Genomic DNA, 250 nt, shown 5'->3' with positions numbered 1-250 from the left:
CCTCCGGCCCTGCTTAGCCGTCAGCGCGCAGCATCTTGGCGGCGGCCACCATGTTTTGCAGTGCAGGCACCACTTCTGCCCACTGGCGGGTTTTCAGGCCGCAGTCCGGGTTCACCCATAAGCGCTCGGCCGGGATACGCTTTGCTGCTTGCTGCATCAGTTTCACCATCTGGGCTTCAGTCGGAATATTGGGCGAGTGGATATCATAGACACCCGGGCCAATTTCGTTCGGATACTTGAAGTTATCAAA

General features: G+C 57.6%; 1 pseudogene. It reads right to left on the bottom strand.

From position 1 onward, the window contains the following. Positions 1-13: 13 nt before the first annotated feature. Positions 14-250: pseudogene (locus R0J87_RS22980) on the bottom strand (5-methyltetrahydropteroyltriglutamate--homocysteine S-methyltransferase); the annotation flags it as partial.

This window comes from Halomonas sp. SIMBA_159 (assembly GCF_046536035.1).
In the GTDB taxonomy this organism is placed as follows: domain Bacteria; phylum Pseudomonadota; class Gammaproteobacteria; order Pseudomonadales; family Halomonadaceae; genus Vreelandella; species Vreelandella venusta_A.
Note: the sequence above shows the minus strand (reverse complement) of the source record. Positions and strands in the feature narration are given on the sequence as shown.